The 13,193-nt window shown below is 46.0% G+C and carries 11 protein-coding genes; 1 reads left to right on the top strand and 10 read right to left on the bottom strand.

The annotated features are described in order from the left end of the window. Positions 1-361: 361 nt before the first annotated feature. The 9 genes from DESACI_RS24405 to cwlD all read right to left on the bottom strand — a co-directional run bounded on the left by DESACI_RS24405 (position 362) and on the right by cwlD (position 12,074). Positions 362-514, bottom strand: a complete 153-nt coding sequence (locus DESACI_RS24405) for a hypothetical protein (RefSeq protein ID WP_158310140.1) — start codon at positions 512-514, stop codon at positions 362-364. Between the two features lie 82 nt (positions 515-596). After that, a complete protein-coding gene (gene carB / locus DESACI_RS02605; protein WP_014825612.1) occupies positions 597-3,791 on the bottom strand; it encodes a carbamoyl-phosphate synthase large subunit in 3,195 nt (1,064 codons plus the stop codon). Further along, a complete protein-coding gene (gene carA, locus DESACI_RS02600; protein ID WP_014825611.1) occupies positions 3,781-4,881 on the bottom strand; it encodes a glutamine-hydrolyzing carbamoyl-phosphate synthase small subunit in 1,101 nt (366 codons plus the stop codon). Before carA ends, carB begins: the two co-directional genes overlap by 11 nt. A 44-nt stretch (positions 4,882-4,925) precedes the next feature. Continuing rightward, positions 4,926-6,140, bottom strand: coding sequence for an acetylornithine transaminase (locus tag DESACI_RS02595; protein ID WP_014825610.1), 1,215 nt, complete (start codon positions 6,138-6,140; stop codon positions 4,926-4,928). Positions 6,141-6,156: 16 nt separating this feature from the next. After that, positions 6,157-7,050 (bottom strand): acetylglutamate kinase, encoded by an 894-nt coding sequence (gene argB / locus DESACI_RS02590; RefSeq protein ID WP_014825609.1) that lies wholly within the window; start codon positions 7,048-7,050, stop codon positions 6,157-6,159. Between the two features lie 27 nt (positions 7,051-7,077). Continuing rightward, positions 7,078-8,337: a bifunctional glutamate N-acetyltransferase/amino-acid acetyltransferase ArgJ gene (argJ, locus tag DESACI_RS02585; protein WP_014825608.1), complete on the bottom strand. Its 1,260-nt coding sequence runs from the start codon at positions 8,335-8,337 to the stop codon at positions 7,078-7,080. A 154-nt stretch (positions 8,338-8,491) separates the two neighbouring features. Next, positions 8,492-9,517, bottom strand: coding sequence for an N-acetyl-gamma-glutamyl-phosphate reductase (gene argC, locus DESACI_RS02580; protein WP_014825607.1), 1,026 nt, complete (start codon positions 9,515-9,517; stop codon positions 8,492-8,494). 321 nt (positions 9,518-9,838) lie between these two features. Then, positions 9,839-11,005: a M20 family metallopeptidase gene (locus DESACI_RS02575; protein ID WP_014825606.1), complete on the bottom strand. Its 1,167-nt coding sequence runs from the start codon at positions 11,003-11,005 to the stop codon at positions 9,839-9,841. Between the two features lie 343 nt (positions 11,006-11,348). Continuing rightward, a complete protein-coding gene (cwlD, locus tag DESACI_RS02570; RefSeq protein ID WP_014825605.1) occupies positions 11,349-12,074 on the bottom strand; it encodes an N-acetylmuramoyl-L-alanine amidase CwlD in 726 nt (241 codons plus the stop codon). A gap of 270 nt (positions 12,075-12,344) precedes the next feature. Between cwlD and DESACI_RS02565 the strand changes: the two genes are divergently transcribed. Beyond that, a complete protein-coding gene (locus DESACI_RS02565) occupies positions 12,345-12,545 on the top strand; it encodes a hypothetical protein (RefSeq protein ID WP_014825604.1) in 201 nt (66 codons plus the stop codon). Positions 12,546-12,776: 231 nt separating this feature from the next. On the opposite strand, the gene rpsI is transcribed toward DESACI_RS02565, so the two are convergent. Then, positions 12,777-13,172, bottom strand: a complete 396-nt coding sequence (gene rpsI / locus DESACI_RS02560) for a 30S ribosomal protein S9 (RefSeq protein ID WP_014825603.1) — start codon at positions 13,170-13,172, stop codon at positions 12,777-12,779. Between the last annotated feature and the right edge of the window lie 21 nt (positions 13,173-13,193).

Genomic DNA, 13,193 nt, shown 5'->3' with positions numbered 1-13,193 from the left:
TCCTTGGCTTCGGGGACACTCGGCCAATCCACACTGCAGGAGTCTGCGTAATCAGTTGCAGTGTGGGGATAAGCTCGTCCGCTTATCGTCAGGCCAGCGGTTCACATCAGGTACTACTCTGAGGTTCGGCACGAAAATGTCCGGTGAACAATGTAGGCGAAGCTACCCAACCCGAGGACTTGACCTATTTTCATCATCTGCTGACGCAGCGGAAACGGCATGAAAGGCTACTCTGAAAAAACTACCCCGAACACCACAGACCCAAAAGAAAGGCGGCTTTGACCACATGAGTGAACCCATTTCATGGAGAGGCGATACAGCTCACAAAGCTTGCGTGGGGGAAGCGGAGCCGTGGTTCACATCAGGTATTACCCAGAGGTTCGGCGTAGCTCCCGCGCAAGCGAGTGAGCGAGCCTCGGAATGCTGGGTGAACGGTGTGGGCAAAGCCGCCCGACCCGAGGACGTGACCTATTTTATCATCTGATGGTTTATCTAAGCGGCATAGAAGTCTCATAGCGCAAAAACTCCTGCCTGAACAGAAACATCAGGCAGGAGTTTTAACTTCTATAAAATGTAGCAACCTTTTTACGCAATTTTTACGACAGGTACTCCTGCAGCGAAAGCACTTGAGGTATCGTCTGACTTCTGATCTCCTGCAAAGCACGCACCACTGCCTTCGCCGTATCCATTGACGAGAAGCAGGGCACACCATGTTCAACCGCCAAACGCCTTAACAAGTAACCTGTATGTTCCGGGGTTGTTCCCTTGGTGGGGGTACTCAGAATAAACGAGAACTCCCGCTGCCGAATGGCTTCCTGCAAAGCCTGACTTGATTCACTGACAGCATCAACCTTTACGCCGCAGAGAGCTAAAGCTTTCGCCGTATCACCGGTTCCTTTAACCCCAAAACCAAGCTGAGCCAGTTGTTGAGCAAGGGCAATTGCCTCAGGGCGGTCCTTTTCAGCAACAGCTACCAGAATATTCCCGTCCTTGGGAAGCGAAATGCGCGAGGCAGCAAACGCCTTAGCTAAAGCATGCCCAAACTGAGTATCCATCCCTAAAACTTCACCCGTGGATTTCATTTCCGGCCCCAGGGATGTTTCAACTTTTGTCAATTTCTCAAATGAAAAGACCGGAGCCTTTACCACCACGAAAGGCACCTCGGGAGCAAGGCCATGTTTATATCCCAGCTCCTGCAAGGTCTTGCCCAAGGCAACCTGAACAGCTAAATTTACCAGTGGAATTCCCGTTACCTTAGAAAGAATGGGTACCGTTCGGCTCGCCCGGGGATTTACTTCTAAGACAAAGACTTTGCCGCGAACAACGACAAATTGGATATTGATAAGTCCTCGTATCCCAATCCCTGAAGCCAGCCGGCAAGTGAAATCCTGAATCTGGTCAATCTCGGAAGGAGTCAGACTTTGCGGAGGATAAACCGCTAAACTATCCCCGGAATGGACACCGGCCCGCTCAATATGTTCCATAATTCCGGCAATCACGGTCGTTTCTCCGTCCGAAACGGCATCAACTTCAACTTCTTTGCCTTCTAAATAGCGGTCCACTAAAATGGGATGTTCCGGCGAGAGATAGATTGCCCGACGCAGATAGTCTTCCAGCTCTTCCAAGGTATATACCACTTGCATGGCTCGCCCGCCGATGACATAGGACGGGCGGACAATCACCGGAAATTCTAGTTCTTCAGCAATCCTTGGGGCCTGATCAAGCGAAATGACAGTCCGGCCTTCTGATTGGGGAATTCCTAAATGAGATAAAAGTTCGGCAAAGCGCTCCCGATCCTCTGCCAGATCAATGGAGTCCACGGGAGTACCAAAAATTTTAACACCGGCCCGTTCCAGCCGTCCCGCCAAATTAATGGCCGTTTGCCCGCCAAATTGAACCAGCACTCCATCTGCTCTCTCCTTCTGCAACACATGAAGCACGTCTTCTACGGTTAGTGGCTCAAAGTAAAGCTTATCTGCAGTATCAAAATCCGTAGAAACCGTCTCCGGATTGTTATTGACCATAATGGCTTCCACGCCGGCTTCCTGCAAGGCCATAAGGGCATGAACCGAGCAATAATCGAACTCTATCCCTTGCCCAATTCGAATGGGACCAGAACCTAAAACAACAATTTTAGGGCCCGAGGTCACTTCCCCTTCATCCTCTTCTTCATAGGCCGAATAATAGTACGGGGTTGCCGAAGCGAATTCAGCGGCACAAGTATCAACGGTCTTAAAGACAGGGATAATCCCGTATTTCATGCGCAATTCCCGCACGGCCTCTTCTACCCGTCCAGTCAGCTTAGCAACGGCCAAGTCCGAAAAACCTCGAACCTTCGCCAAACGCAGCAATTCAGGAGTTAGGGGTTCGCCCTGGAGACGACGCTCTAATAAGACAAGTTCTTTAATTTTAAACAAATAAAAGGGATCAATCTGGGTCAGCATTTGAACTTCGAGATTTGTCCAATCCCGACGAAAGGCTTCAGCAATAGCGAAAAATCGTTCGTGATCCGTGGAAGCCAGTTTGTCTTCAATTTCCATCTCTGTCCATCCGCCGGAAGCGGCAATCCGTAGTCCTACACTGCCTATTTCCAACGAGCGGGCGGCTTTTAAAAGAGCCCCTTCCAAAGTGCGTTCCATGGCCATGACTTCACCGGTTGCCTTCATTTGGGTCCCTAGACGATGGTCGGCAGCCGGGAATTTGTCAAAAGGCCAGCGCGGAAATTTTACCACGACATAATCTAAGGCAGGCTCAAAACAGGCACTTGTATGCCCGGTCACCGGATTCGTTAATTCCGGAAGAGTAAAACCAACCGAGAGCAGGGCAGCCATTTTAGCGATGGGGTAACCCGTGGCCTTTGAGGCAAGAGCACTGGAACGGCTAACCCGAGGATTGACTTCGATAACCACATATTCCCGGCTCACCGGATTCAGGGCAAACTGAACATTACATCCGCCATTGACTCCTAAAGCCCGGATAATTTTTAGGGAAGACGCCCGCAGCATCTGGTATTCAACATCACTCAAGGTTTGAGAAGGAGCCACGACGATACTGTCTCCCGTATGGATACCCACAGGATCAATATTTTCCATGTTACAAATTGTAATACAGTTATCCGCATCATCACGCATGACTTCATATTCAATTTCCTTCCAGCCCGCCACACTCCGCTCCAATAGGCACTGGCCGATAGGGCTTGCCTGCAGTCCCCGGTGCAATATTTCCGCGAGTTGTTTGGTATTCTTGGCAATCCCGCCTCCTGTGCCTCCTAAGGTATAGGCAGGCCGAATAATCAGAGGAAAGCCTTGCTTCTGGGCGAAATCCTCCCCTTCTTGGAGCGTTGTCACAATAACGCTCTCAGCGACAGGTTCGCTAAGAGCAAGCATCGTCTCTTTAAAAGCGTCGCGATCCTCAGCTTTATAAATTGTTTCAGCATTACAGCCAATCAGATCGACGCCGTATTTCTTCAGCACTCCGCTGCGCTCCAACTCCATGGCAAGATTAAGACCCGTTTGTCCTCCTAACGTTGGCAGCAAGGCATCAGGATTTTCTTTTTTAATAATTCTTTCGAGAGATTCCGGCAAAAGAGGTTCTATGTAAGTGAGATCAGCCATTTTGACATCAGTCATAATCGTGGCCGGATTACTGTTCACTAAAACCACTTCCAGGCCTACTTCCCGCAATGCTTTACAGGCTTGAGTCCCTGCATAATCAAATTCTGCGGCTTGCCCGATGACAATCGGCCCTGACCCAATAACGAGGACCTTTCTCCAGGCCGGATTAAGAGGCATGCTGAGCCCTCCATTCCTGCATCAATTGTGCAAACTCGTCAAACAAATACAATGATTCACTGGGCCCAGGTCCGGCCTCCGGATGATATTGTACGGAAAAAACGGGCAAATCCCGATGTCTAACCCCTTCAACGCTTTGATCGTTAAGATTGCGATGGGTTACGTACAGGGGGGTCTGACCTAAACTGTCCTCAGAAATTGCATAGCCGTGATTCTGGGAAGTAATCGTTACCCGTTTTGACTCCAACTCCTGGACAGGTTGGTTTCCCCCCCGGTGCCCAAACTTCATCTTGTAGGTATCTCCTCCTAAGGCCAAGGACAGAAGTTGATGACCAAGACATATTCCAAAAACGGGACGCTGCTCAATCAAATTACGAATGGTTTCGATCCCCTTTTGAACGCATTTAGGATCACCCGGACCGTTGGAAAGAAATATCCCATCGGGCTGCCGTTCTAAAATTTGCTTGGCTGAAGTGCTATAAGGAACAACCGTCAATTGAAAGCCTTGGGCCTGCATAGCCTGCAAAATATTTCTTTTGATGCCGAAATCCATCACCACGACATGAAACGACCCCTTATTCGTTTCGGCTGCGGGCAAGGTGTATATTTTCTTAGTACTGACCTCTGCCACCACGTTCTCTGGGACTTGGTAAGTTTTTAATTTAGAAATAAATTCGTCGAGGTGTTCCAAGTGAGTCGTTATCACCCCGCGCAAAACTCCATATTCGCGAATAATCCTCGTTAAGGCGCGGGTATCAATCCCTTTAATCCCCACAATGCCGGCCTGAGCCAAGGTTCTCGAGAGGTTTTTCTCCAGTTGCCAATGGTTAGGATTAAGGGCAGCCTCTTTGACGATAAATCCTTGAACTTGAATTTTTTCTGACTGATCATCTTGCTTGTTAATTCCATAATTTCCAATAAGGGGATAAGTCATGCAAACCATCTGGCCGGCATAGGATGGGTCTGTCAGGACCTCTTGGTAGCCTGTCATTCCCGTATTGAAGACTACTTCACCCCATGCCTCTCCGGAGGCTCCAAAAGATTCCCCTACAAATACTTTGCCTGTCTCAAGGACGAGTGCTGCCTTCATTTCATCCCTCCTCGGATCAAGAATACGGTATATCTGATTTCAAGTTACTTCCAAATCTCACAGAAGACTTCGTCTAATATTTTTAAGGCCTCATCGATTTCAGGCTTCTCTACGATCAGTGGAGGAAGAAACCGCAATGTCTTACCGCCTACACAGTTAATTAAGAGTCCCTTTTGGAGACAACGAGCCACAATTTCTGGACCGACCTTTGAAACGGGCCAGCCGATGATAAAACCTTCTCCTCGGACCGGATCTCCTGTTTGGTACTTCTGGGCCAGACCTTCCAATCCTCGGCGGAAATAGTTCGACCTCTCCTGCACACTTGAGAAAAATCCTTCTTGGAGCATAACATCCAGAACAGCGCAACCTACCGCCGTTGCTAAAGGATTTCCTCCAAAGGTTGAAGCATGGTCTCCCGGTTGAAAAGCATCGGCAACCATATCAGTAGCCAGCATTGCTCCGATGGGTACCCCACCTCCCAAAGCTTTAGCCAAGGTCATGATATCCGGAGTCACCCCGCTCCACTCATAGGCAAAAAGTTTTCCTGTTCTTCCCACTCCGCACTGTACTTCGTCAAAAATCAACAAGGCCCCATATTGATCACACAAATCCCGAGCGGCCTGCAAGAACTCCTGCGATGCAGGAATGACTCCCCCTTCACCCTGAATTGGTTCAATAAAGACCGCAGCCGTTTTTTCATTAACTTTAGCCTTTAAACCCTCAAAATCATTGAGAGCTGTATAACTCAAACCGGCAGGCAGAGGATCATACCCCTCCTGATATTTTGTTTGTCCGGTTAGTGTCAAGGTTGCTAGTGTACGACCGTGGAAGGAGTTTTCGAGAGAAACTACTTCGTATTTATCATCGCCGTATTTTTTCTTAGCATATTTGCGAGCTAATTTAAAGGCCGCTTCATTTGCTTCAGCGCCGCTGTTGCAAAAGAACACTTTATCAGCAAATGAGTTTTTAACGAGACGCTCCGCTAGAGCAATTTGATTGGGTATCCAATACAAATTCGACGTATGCAAAATTTCTTCGGCCTGATCTTGAATAGCCTGGACAATAGCCGGATGACTATGTCCCAGTGAATTGACAGCCAGTCCGGTTAAAAAATCCAAGTAACGTTTTCCTTCTATGTCCCAAACCCAGGCGCCTTTCCCTTTGACTATAGTCATAGGTAAGCGGCCGTAGGTGTTCATCACTACCTTTTTTCCATGCTCAATGACTTCTTCTGTTGTTAAACTTTCTAACCCTGTCATTATTTTTCCTCCTATCCTAAACAAACATTGTCCCAATGCCGCCGTCCGTAAATAATTCAAGAAGTATCGCATGACGTATACGACCATCAAGGATATGGACACTGCCCACGCCTTGTTCCAGAGCCGATAAAGCGCACTCGACCTTCGGCAGCATACCGCCTTTCAAAACACCCTGTTCTATCAAGTTATCCACTTCATCCCTATTAATGGTGGAGAGAAGTGAGGCAGGATCTGAGACATCGCGAAGAATACCACGCACATCCGTTAACAGCAGCATTTTATCTGCCTTTAGTGCTTCCGCGATTTTCCCCGCAGCCGTATCGGCATTGACATTGAAGGTTTCACCTTTTTCACCGCTGGCCACCGGAGAAACCACTGGAATATACCCTTGCTCCAACAAAGTATTTAAAATGCCCGGGGTCACTGTCTGAATCTCACCTACGAGACCTAAATCAATTTCTTCCATCGTTCCATCGCTATTGGGCATTTGGAGAGGTTTCTTTGTCGCTAATAATAACTGAGCATCTTTTCCTGACAAGCCGACACTCTTCCCGCCAAAACTATTCAGCATGGAAACCATCTCAGTGTTCAGCTTCCCAACTAAAACCATTTGAGCGATTTCCATGGTTTGAGCATCTGTTACCCGCAAACCTTGAACAAACTGACTCTCTATTCCCACCTTTTTTAACATGGCATTAATCTCCGGTCCGCCGCCATGAACTAAAACGGGACGTATTCCCACGGAATGCAAGAGCAAAATATCCAACATGACGGACTCTTTAAGTACAGGATCCACCATGGCATGACCGCCATATTTAATAACAACTGTCTTTCCTGCGAATTTTTGAATATAGGGCAGAGCTTCTACTAAAACTCCGGCTTTGCCAATCCCCTCTTCAATGGGTGTCATCTCAGCCGCCTCCTCTCTTTAGGTTCTTTAGGTTCTATAGCTTCCATTGATCGTGACATATTCATGAGTAAGGTCACAACCCCAGGCTGTAGCGCTTTCTTCTCCGTCATTGAGTGCTAATCTTATCTGCACTTCTTTTTGTTCTAAAATCTTTTTGGCTGTTTCTTCGGAAAAAGAAACTCCTTTTCCCCCTTGGGCTACAACCAAATCACCGAGAAAAATATCCACCCTGCTCGGGTTGAAGTCAGCTCCTGAATACCCTGCAGCCGTCAGAATTCTTCCCCAGTTAGCGTCCTCTCCAAACAAAGCCGCTTTAACCAAACTGGAGCCACAAATACTGCGGGCAATTTTCCGAGCATCTTCCCTTGTTTTAACCCCGGAAACAATTACTTCCATAAACTTACTGGCACCTTCCCCATCCCTGGCAATATCCTTAGCAAGCTGAATACATATTCCTTTAACCATGGACTCAAAGTGCACCATATCGTCACCGCTGGGAGTTACTCCGGAAGCACCATTGGCAAGAATGACTACCATATCGTTAGTACTCGTATCTCCATCCACTGTCACCATATTGAAACTCTCTTCGACAGCCTCCCTCAGAAATCGCTGCAAAACCGAAGATGGAACATCTGCATCTGTCGTCAGAAACCCTAACATCGTTCCCATATTCGGGTGAATCATCCCCGACCCCTTTGCCATGGCTCCAAATTTGATAACCCCTCCCTGGGAACAAGGAAGCTCATAGGCGTATTCCTTAACCACCGTGTCAGTGGTCATAATAGCTAGAGCCGCACGATGGGCTCCGTCATCAGGAGTATCCTGCTGTCCCTGCAGATCTTTCCCAACCTGACTTAACAGCTCCTCCCCTGCATTACTAATACCGGTTAAAACTCTTTCGATCGGCATTTCAACTCCGATCACGCCGGTGGAGGCCACAAGTACATCCTCTTTGGGAATTGATACAACCTTTGCCACTGCCTCTGCCATTGCTTCAGCGGACTTATCTCCAAAATCGCCTACGCAAGCATTGGCATTGCCGCTGTTAATGACAACTGCTTGAGCTATCCCATTGTCTAAATGACGCTGAGTTAAGTAAAGAGGGTGTGCCTTAACTAAATTCTTTGTATAGACTCCCGCGGCTTGTGCTTGAACTTTTGAATAAATTAAGGCTACGTCATATTTATCAGGATATTTTATTCCCGCCTGAACGCCTACAGCATAAAATCCTTTGGGAGCGGCGACCCCGCCGGCAAGCTGTTTCCATCCTTCGACTGTTTTTTCCATGTTATCAAACTCCTTCTATGACACCGCCATTAAACTGTTTGTGTCCAATGATAAATGTTCTTGTATTATCTAAAGTGAGACAAGAGAACCGTCTCTCTGTCTCGCCTCCTCAGAAGCAACCATAATCGAATATTCCTGAAGAAAATATTATCCCTTAAGGCCAGAGCGCCGTTCCGGTGAGTCCTTGATTTTCAGGACAACCCATGATCAGGTTCATATTTTGCACCGCCTGCCCCGCGGCGCCTTTCATTAGATTGTCGATGGTTGACACAATTACGGCATTGCCGGTTCTCTGATCTACGGTTAGCTGTAAAAAAGCATGATTGCTGCCGCTGGCATATTTCGTCTGGGGCCATGTTCCCTGAGGCAATAGGTGAACAAACTGTTCCGTCTCATAATGCCTTAACCAACAGCGGCGCAGATCTTCCTCGCTAACTCCTTCGTTAACCTTTGCATAGATGGTGATTAACATTCCTCTTGTCATGGGCACAAGGTGAGGGGTGAAATTAATGGTTAAGGGCCGGCCGGCTGCCCGTGAAAGTTCTTGCTCTATTTCCGGGGTGTGACGGTGACTCGCCACTCCATAAGCTTTGAAATTTTCGTTCACCTCTGAAAAGTGATTCCCTAAAGAAAGTCCCCGACCGGCACCTGAAACCCCTGATTTAGCATCTATGATCAACATCTCGGTCTGAAGAAGCTGAGCTTTCAGCAAAGGGACAAGGGCCAGCAATGTGGCAGTAGGATAACACCCCGGATTGGCAACTAAGGATTGTCCCACGATTTTCTCACGGTATAATTCCGGTAAACCGTATACTGCCTTAGACAGCAACTCCACGTCTGGATGTTTAAGTTTGTACCATTCCTCATAAACATCGGCTGAATTCAGACGAAAATCCGCTCCTAAGTCTATAACCTTCATATTGCGCTCGAGAAATGCTCTCGTTCTTGAAGCTGTCAAGCCATGAGGAAGAGCGCAAAATAGGACGTCAAGATCAGAAACCTCTTCATCATGCAAGAAACCTATATTTTGACCGCACCAATGGGGATAAACTTCCTCATACTCCTGACCTGCTACACTGGACGATGAAAGCACGAGCTCTTCTACTTCTTCATGACGACGCAAGAGTCGTACCAATTCTTGCCCTGCATATCCTGTGGCTCCTAGCACACCAACTCTCATGTCATTTCCTCCACTCTAGTTATCTTTTCATAATTATACATATCTACGTATAAAAATTCAATGCCCTTCATTAAAAAAGAGCCTGTCTCCATGAGCTCTCTTTTCCTCTTTTTCTTATTCTGACATTAAATCTTTTAACTTATGAAATATAACCCTAGTATCTTCACTTATTTATAATTCATTATTCCTCGAGTCAGAAAATCAATACAAGAAAACTAAGTTTACATTCAAGTCACATAAAAAAACAAGGCATAAGTCTATGCTTATGCCTCGTTACGTCAATCGCAAGTTGTCTACAAGAACATCATTAATTATTTAAACTCAACGGCTTGAACGAAATTCCTTCTTAATTTGTTGCAGAAGTTTCTTATCCCTTAACACGTCCGATCCGGTAAAAGCAAGGATTTGCATAGCTAGCATAAGAAGCTTTCCACCTTCAGAAGATAGAGCTGCCTTAGCAAACTCTTTTGTATGTGGGATTTCGGTTCCGCTTCCCAGAGCCAAGTAGGGATGTATCGCAGGAACAGCCCTGCTGACATTTCCCATGTCCACTGAACCCATAGCAGTTTGCGGCGGAGCAATATGCTGAATTCCCAACTCACGGAGATTTCTCGTAAAACAATCTGCTAAAGTTAAATTTGTATGCATTTCATCATAAGAAAACTCGAACTTTTTCCAAGTCATCTTGGCCGACACCATCGCTGCTGCTCCTTCTGCGCAGCGTATCACTTGCTCTCGCAAATCGTCAAGTTCTCTTCGCTTGCGAGCCCGGAGGTAAAAACGAGCTACAGCTCGATCAGGAATGATATTCGGAACTGTACCCCCTTCGGTAATAACTCCGTTAATCTTCATATCCTGAGGTATTTGCTTCTTTAAAGAATTGATCCCCACAAAGAAATTGATCACTGCATCGAGGGCATTAATTCCAAAATATGAAGCTGCTACTGCATGGGCTGCTCTGCCATGAAAGGTAAATTCCAAAGCATCCAAAGCCAAGCTGGAAATGACAGGAACATTTTGACTCCCCGGGTGAAACATTATGGCGGCATCAATACCTTTAAAAATTCCCTCTTCAACTAAAGTTACCTTTGCCCCACTGGTTTCTTCCGCCGGACTGCCAACAACAATGATCTCTCCCGGTAACTCTAAACTTTTACTTAGTACTACTGCCGCTCCGGCACTGGCTGCACCAATTAAATTATGTCCGCAGCCGTGGCCTACACCTGGAAGGGCATCATATTCTGCCAGAAAAGCGATCTTTGGCCCTGGAAGTGTGCTCTTATAATGGGCTAAAAAAGCAGTTTCTACTCCCGCGATCCCCGAAGTAACTTCAAACTTATGTTTCTTGAGAAAATTGCTTAACACCTCTGAAGCAAAATATTCTTTATATCCGAGTTCCGGGTTCTCCCCGATCTGACGAGCAAGTTCCCATACTTCGCTGTGCAGATGCTTTGCCTGATCTTTATAAAAAGCTTTTATGGCATCCATGCACATCCCATCTCTCTTCCATTTTTTGCAGTTTGGAATTCATTTTTTTCTTTACAAATGCTTCTATTTTGTTCTTGGGATCTAAAAGTTTCATGTTGAGCTTGAGCTTCTATCGGCTGTTGATCAAATTCCTTCTCTTTCTATATTTTACCCACAATCCTTTTATCTTGCAACGAATATTCTGATACTTGCCGAGATAACAGATACTTCAGTCTACATAACAGCCTTTTCTCAATTCTCATATTTCCAGTATAAAGTCGAAGGGAATATTAACTGCTAACGTTCATACGGAGTGAACTAGTTCCGCTAAAACTGAACCTCAGGGCTTCAGTGGGAGAACTCATTAATTCTTGACTGCTGGTTTGCTAAAGTAATCATCTAACCCTTGATAAATCGCCACTGCTAATTTCTCCTGATACTCCGGTTTTGTTAACAATTGTTCTTCAGAGGGATTCGATAAAAAACCTACTTCTACAGTTACTGCTGCTTGATGCGCCTTTTTCAGAACATAGATCTCGTTATTAGCTTTTATAACTCTTTTGCCGTTGGTTATTAAATTTAGTTTTTCTTGGATAGATTGTGCTAATAACTTCCCTTCAGGAGAATCGGAATTATAGAATATTTGTGCCCCAGTCAACTTTTCATTCGGAAAACTATTGGCGTGAATGCTGATATATACGTCGGCTTGAGCTTCCATTGCCAGTTTAATTCGCTGGCTTAAATCCTCTCGCTTCCGCTTTAATAGCCCTTGGGAAGTGCCTAAATCCTCGTCCTCATCGCGAACCATAATTGCCTTGGCACCGCTTTGCTGGATATGAGCTTGCAGACGCTTTGCTACTGCCAGGGTGATGTCCTTTTCCAGAACCTTGTTCTTTCCTACAGCTCCGGGATCGACACCACCATGACCCGCATCAATAACTACTACTTTATTACCCAAAACCCAGCTCCATATTTTTTGGTCACCGCTCTCCAATTTCCATGCCGCAGCGAGAATCAGACAAGCCAACACAACACCGCCTATGCTCAGGACCTTTCGAGATTGAAATGTAACAACTCTAATCCGTTTCATCTTTTCACCCTCCCCACTATTCGTCACTACAATATGGGAAGAGGGTGGAAAATATTCGCTTTGCTTGTACCCCAAAACCAAAAATACAGCGCAGTAGGGAAAGCCGTCCATCGCACTGGTGAGAATGGGAACCCCTATTATATAAGCCTTATGCCAAAATGATACATAATTTACACCTTTAATCTTCTTCTAGTGCTAAAGTCCTATAACTTTTGACCATTAGTCCTATTAGGTATATAATAAAGTAAGAACTTAAAGGGGAGCGAACATATGGCACTGCAATCATTTAGCTTTAATAAAGATGTTGGCGATTTCGAATGTTTTGTTGAATTTGATGAGGAAAACAACAACTTACAACCATGGCGAGCATCGAAGTACATAAACGATAAAGAGTTCGTATCCTATGGTGAAACTCCTGAGGTGGCTGCGTTGATGCTTTGCAGTCACATACAGCGGGACATCGCTGTCTAAATTCTGATATCTCCTCATAAGTCCGGCCGTCTTGTACGTGACCGGATTTTCTTCGTTTTATCCAATAACATCCCCTGACTTTTTAGGGAAAGATTCATCTATCTTTTCATTATCACAAAGGCTTGTGTCTATGCCTGGTAAACTTACGCTTAAAAACATCGACGAAAAGAATGTGTAAACCTAAAAAATCCCCGAACCACGCATGGTCGGGGATTTGACGTTTTCCGATAATTAACGTTTAGAGAACTGAGGAGCTTTACGAGCTTTCTTCAAGCCGTATTTACGACGTTCCTTCATTCTTGGGTCACGGGTCAAGAAACCAGCGCGTTTTAAACTTGGACGTAGACTTGCATCTGCTTTCAGCAATGCGCGGGCAATCCCGAGACGAATAGCTCCCGCTTGACCGGTAGTTCCGCCTCCGTGAGCAAGTGCGATAACATCATATTTGGAGAGGGTATCCGTTATATTAAAGGGTTGTTGTACAATCATTTCTAAAGTTTTCTTACCGAAGTATTCCGATACTTCCCGTTGATTAATAATAAATTTTCCTTCACCGGGAATAAGACGAACGCGTGCGATTGCGTTCTTACGACGTCCTGTTGCAGCATATTGTAATTGAGTTGCCATGTTTAATCTTCCTCCTTCCTA

The organism is Desulfosporosinus acidiphilus SJ4 (genome assembly GCF_000255115.2).
GTDB lineage: Bacteria > Bacillota > Desulfitobacteriia > Desulfitobacteriales > Desulfitobacteriaceae > Desulfosporosinus > Desulfosporosinus acidiphilus.
This window is presented reverse-complemented; position numbering and strand designations above follow the sequence as displayed.

Coding starts and splice junctions, on each gene's coding strand:
- DESACI_RS24405 (WP_158310140.1), bottom strand. CDS start 514: ATGAGACTTCTATGCCGCTTAGATAAACCATCAGATGATAAAATAGGT.
- carB (WP_014825612.1), bottom strand. CDS start 3,791: ATGCCTCTTAATCCGGCCTGGAGAAAGGTCCTCGTTATTGGGTCAGGG.
- carA (WP_014825611.1), bottom strand. CDS start 4,881: ATGAAGGCAGCACTCGTCCTTGAGACAGGCAAAGTATTTGTAGGGGAA.
- DESACI_RS02595 (WP_014825610.1), bottom strand. CDS start 6,140: ATGACAGGGTTAGAAAGTTTAACAACAGAAGAAGTCATTGAGCATGGA.
- argB (WP_014825609.1), bottom strand. CDS start 7,050: ATGACACCCATTGAAGAGGGGATTGGCAAAGCCGGAGTTTTAGTAGAA.
- argJ (WP_014825608.1), bottom strand. CDS start 8,337: ATGGAAAAAACAGTCGAAGGATGGAAACAGCTTGCCGGCGGGGTCGCC.
- argC (WP_014825607.1), bottom strand. CDS start 9,517: ATGAGAGTTGGTGTGCTAGGAGCCACAGGATATGCAGGGCAAGAATTG.
- DESACI_RS02575 (WP_014825606.1), bottom strand. CDS start 11,005: ATGGATGCCATAAAAGCTTTTTATAAAGATCAGGCAAAGCATCTGCAC.
- cwlD (WP_014825605.1), bottom strand. CDS start 12,074: ATGAAACGGATTAGAGTTGTTACATTTCAATCTCGAAAGGTCCTGAGC.
- DESACI_RS02565 (WP_014825604.1), top strand. CDS start 12,345: ATGGCACTGCAATCATTTAGCTTTAATAAAGATGTTGGCGATTTCGAA.
- rpsI (WP_014825603.1), bottom strand. CDS start 13,172: ATGGCAACTCAATTACAATATGCTGCAACAGGACGTCGTAAGAACGCA.